We start from the raw sequence: 4,894 nt of genomic DNA on the forward strand, positions 1-4,894 counted from the left end.
AAAAATAACACTTCACGAGACTAAAGCATTGAGTTAAGCACGCTGAAACAATGCTTTAATGTGCTTAAAGTATGGAGACAAGCAAACAAAAGTTATGGGTTAGTGACATTAAAGCAATGCTCCAAGGCAGTCAAGGGGTACGTGTAAAAACGTACATTCTTGATTATAAGCACTTTACATTTTTCGCATATTTCAGAAAAAGTGGTGGATGATTAGAAATATGCCAAGCATTTCGCATCAAAATTGCAGATTCGTGAATAAAAAAATTATACAAAATAGATTTTCTCATACTTTTCATTGTATTCAATACTTTTTAGCAATCGTAAAAACGATAATTCAATAGAATTTGTTTACCTTTGCAAAATACTATTTTTAATGTCTTGTGGTACGCTTAACGGTGAGGCTTTTCACCGGAATCGTCCACCCAAAATAGTGAAATTAGAAATGAGCAATTAATTATTCATTTATCTATCAATGAAAAAATATAGATTAGTAGACAATGTGGTAGGTTGGATAGCTTTCATGATAGCTGCCATTACCTATTGCCTTACAGTAGAGCCGACAGCCAGTTTTTGGGACTGTCCTGAGTTCATCTCAACAGGGTACAAATTAGAAGTAGGACACCCTCCAGGGGCACCATTCTTCATGCTCACCGCCAATCTTTTCTCGCAGTTTGTGAGCGACCCATCGAAGGTGGCGCTCATGGTCAACATCATGAGTGCGCTATTGGGTGCTGCTGGGGTGCTTTTCTTGTTTTGGACGATTACCCACCTGACACGCAAACTTATCTTGAAAGATTGGAGCGAACTCACTTTGGGCAAACTTATCACCATAGAAGCCTCTGGAATGGTGGGCGCACTGATTTATTGTTTCTGTGACACGGCGTGGTTCTCGGCTGTCGAAGGTGAGGTATATGCCTACTCATCGGCATTTACAGCGGTTGTGTTCTGGCTCATCTTGAAATGGGAAGATCATGCAGACGAACCTCATAGCGACCGTTGGCTGCTGCTCATCACCTATATGACGGGACTTTCAATTGGTGTCCATCTGCTCAACTTATTGTGCATTCCAGCCATTGTGTTAGTATTTGTGTACCGCAAGTTCCCAAATATCGAAGCAAAAGGCTCCATAGTGGCGCTGATGATCTCGTTTGCAGTGGTAGCGGCAGTGTTATATGGTGTCGTTCCTGGTATCATAACCGTGGGCGGATGGTTCGAGTTGTTTTTTGTGAACACATTAGGTATGCCATTTAATACAGGTGTTATCGTCTACATCTTGCTACTCGTTTCCACTGTTGTTTGGGCGATTTATGAGACTTATATAGACCAGCATACCAAGCGAATGAACATAGCTTTCCTGCTTTCCGTAGCCTTATTGGGTATTCCCTTCTATGGATATGGCTGGAAAGCCGTAGGCATTGGTATCGTAGTGTTGGCTATTTTATGGTATGCCCTCAACTATACGCAACACGTAGAGAAGAAGAAAATCCCACTCATCAGTGCCCGCATCAAGAATACTATCTTGTTAGGACTACTGATGTTAATGATAGGATATTCAAGTTATGCCCTCATTGTCATCCGTTCTGCTGCCAATCCACCGATGGATCAGAACTCACCAGAAGACATCTTTACATTAGGCAAATACTTAAGTAGAGACCAGTATGGCGACCATCCGCTGTTCTACGGACAGGCATATACTTCTCAGGTAAAGCTTGATGTGCAGGGAAATCAGTGCATACCTAACATGAACGAAGGAGCACCCGTATATGCACGCAAGGAAAAAGCGAGCAAAGACGAAAAAGACTCGTACTTTGTAGTGACCCATAATTCGAAATACAATTATGCGCAAAACATGCTCTTCCCACGTATGTACAGTAGTTTGCATGCACAAGCTTACGAAAGTTGGTTAGGAGGTGTAGAGGGTACACAGGTTCCTTACGACAGATGTGGCGAGAGTATCATGGTGAAAGTACCATCACAGATGGAAAATCTCCGCTTCTTCCTAAGCTATCAATGCAACTTTATGTATTGGCGATACTTCATGTGGAACTTCTCAGGACGTCAAAATGGAATGCAAGGCAACGGTGAGTTGGAACATGGCAACTGGATATCTGGCATACCTTTCATTGACAACCCACGACTTGGCGACCAAAGTAAATTGCCCGACGAGCTGAAGAACGACAAGGGACACAACGCGTATTACATGCTGCCCCTGCTATTGGGTGTCATTGGCTTGTTTTGGCAAGCATGGCGTGGCAAACGAGGCATTCGCCAGTTCTGGGTAGTGTTCTTCCTTTTCTTCATGACAGGACTCGCTATCGTTATCTACATCAACCAAACGCCTATGCAACCTCGTGAGCGTGATTATTCTTATGCAGGTTCGTTCTACGCATTTGCCATTTGGTGCGGCATCGGTGTTGCAGCTATTGTCGACTTGCTGAAGAAGTATTTGAAGCTCAACGAGACACTGATTGCAAGCGTAGCCGCTGTGACATGTCTCCTTGTACCGATACAAATGGCAAGCCAAAACTGGGATGATCACGACCGAAGTGGACGTTATACTTGTCGTGATTTCGGTCAAAACTACCTCATGACGCTACAAGATAAAGGCAATCCTATTATCTTTACCAATGGCGATAACGACACATTCCCGCTGTGGTACAACCAAGATGTGGAAGGTGTGCGTACCGATGCAAGAGTTTGTAACCTCTCTTATATACAGACCGATTGGTATATTGACCAGATGAAGCGACCTGCTTACGACTCTCCTGCGGTGCCCATCACTTGGCCAAGACTTGACTATTGCTCTGGAACGAATGAGGCTGTAGCGATTCAACCGTCTTTGAAAAACGAATTGAAAGAGTATTATCGTCAATATCCTGAAGAGGCGAAAAAGCAATTTGGTGAAGAACCATTCGAATTGAAGAACATCATCAAGTACTGGATGCGCTCGAAAGATGCGGACAGACAGGTGATTCCTACCGACACTGTCTATGTAACGATAGACAAAGAAGCCGTGAAGAAGAGCGGAATGATGATGGCTTCGGACACTATTCCTGACAAGATGATTATCTCTTTGGCTGGCAAACGTGCGCTGTACAAAGGCGAAATGATGATGCTGGAGATGATTGCCGAGTGCGGATGGGTGCGTCCAATCTATATTGCTATGACAGTTGGAGCCGATAATTATATGAACTTGGGCGACAACTTTGTATGTGAAGGCTTGGCAAATCGCATCACACCTTTCACTACCAACAAGCCTGGCGTTAAGAACTTTGATACAGAAAAGACGTACAACAACTTGATGAATAGGTATAAGTTTGGTGGTTTAGAGAAGCCTGGATTATACATAGACGAGACAACCATGGGCATGTGTATGACTCATCGTCGTTTATTTGCTCAATTAGTAACCGAGTTGTTGAAAGAAGGAAAGACAGAGCAAGCCAAAAAGGCATTGGCTAAAGCAGAGAAAGTTCTTCCAGAATACAACGTACCACATAGTTGGAAGAGTGGTTCTATTGAGCTTGCTCGAGCTTATGCACTGTTAGGACAAACAGCGAAGGCAAAGGATATCTGTCAAAAGGTGTGGAAAAACCACAAACAATACGCACAATGGTATCTCAGTCTCGATGACTTTAGGTTCATGGCATCACAAAATCAGTGCCTGCTTTACTTCCAGTTGATGATGGAAGTGAACAAGGTAACCACACTGTTCGATAAAAATTTGGCTAAAAAACAGTTGGATGAATTGAACAGATTCTACACCATCTATGCTCAAAAGGGTGGTAAACCCCTTGAATAAAGAAAACAATTAAGGCTGCCGAAAGTTCTACAAAGCCATTTGTAGTAAACTTTCGGCACTTTTTTAATAGTTAAAAAGAAGCATCCATTTATGTTTATTGAGCAACCTGCAAAATGGCTTCGTTGGCTATATCCCAATGCATTGTGGCGAATGGATAAGAAAGTACATGCGGTTTATCTTACCTTCGATGACGGTCCTGTGCCAGAATCAACACCTTTTATATTAGATACGCTCGCCCAATATAATGTCAAAGCAACTTTCTTTATGGTAGGTGAGAATGTTTTGCGGTATCATGACTTGTACAATCGCATCGTTGAAGAGGGACACCAAGTAGGTAATCACACCTTTAATCACATGGGGTCGCTCAAACATTGGGCACTAACTTACGGCATCAATACAGAGAAAGCGAACGAATTAATACATGCACACCTATTTCGTCCACCGCATGGATGGATGCGATGGTCGGTATATTGGTGGCTATCGAAGCGTTATAAGATTGTGATGTGGGATTTGGTAACGCGCGATTATTCTAAATGGATGACACCTGAAGACGTACTTAAGAACGTTAAACGTTATGCTCGAAATGGGTCAATCATTACCTTCCACGATTCTATGAAAAGCATAGACAAACTAAAGTATGCCCTACCAGAAGCACTCAAGTGGTTGAAAGAACAAGGATATGAATTCAAAACTTTCGACTGAGATAAAACAAGAAGCGCTAAAATTAGGCTTTACAAAATGTGGAATTGCACAAGCTAAAGCCGTTGACGAATGGACTGCCACGCAGTATAAGCAGTGGATTGCAGAAGACAAGTGCGCAAGTATGGACTATATGCGCAACAACATCGACAAGAGATTAGACCCACGAATGCTCATGGAAGGCTTGAAAAGCATCGTATGTGTAGCACTTAACTACGCTCCTGCGCAATTCATGCCCGAAAAAGAATGGCAATTGGCAGCTTATGCGTATGGGCAAGACTATCATTACCTTGTCAAGAATAAGCTAAGGCAACTCGCTCAACACTTTGGATTTCAGGAGATAACACCTGAAAATAGTACTACCAGTAATGACGATGCTATTCATTATCGCGTG

Annotated in this window: 3 protein-coding genes; all 3 read left to right on the plus strand. The window is 42.7% G+C overall.

What is annotated here, in order from left to right; translation table 11 throughout:
* The first annotated feature begins 474 nt into the window (after positions 1-474).
* On the plus strand, positions 475-3,801 hold the full coding sequence (locus BN35_RS03650; RefSeq protein ID WP_025071971.1) for a glycosyltransferase family 117 protein: 3,327 nt from the start codon (positions 475-477) through the stop codon (positions 3,799-3,801).
* Positions 3,802-3,891: 90 nt separating this feature from the next.
* Positions 3,892-4,503 (plus strand): polysaccharide deacetylase family protein, encoded by a 612-nt coding sequence (locus BN35_RS03655; protein ID WP_025071972.1) that lies wholly within the window; start codon positions 3,892-3,894, stop codon positions 4,501-4,503.
* A partial coding sequence (locus tag BN35_RS14050; RefSeq protein ID WP_044071205.1) for an epoxyqueuosine reductase occupies positions 4,481-4,894 on the plus strand: 414 nt, incomplete at its 3' end. The genes BN35_RS03655 and BN35_RS14050, both read left to right, overlap by 23 nt.

Source organism: Hoylesella timonensis 4401737 = DSM 22865 = JCM 15640, assembly GCF_000455445.1.
GTDB lineage: Bacteria > Bacteroidota > Bacteroidia > Bacteroidales > Bacteroidaceae > Prevotella > Prevotella timonensis.

Coding starts and splice junctions, on each gene's coding strand:
- BN35_RS03650 (WP_025071971.1), top strand. CDS start 475: ATGAAAAAATATAGATTAGTAGACAATGTGGTAGGTTGGATAGCTTTC.
- BN35_RS03655 (WP_025071972.1), top strand. CDS start 3,892: ATGTTTATTGAGCAACCTGCAAAATGGCTTCGTTGGCTATATCCCAAT.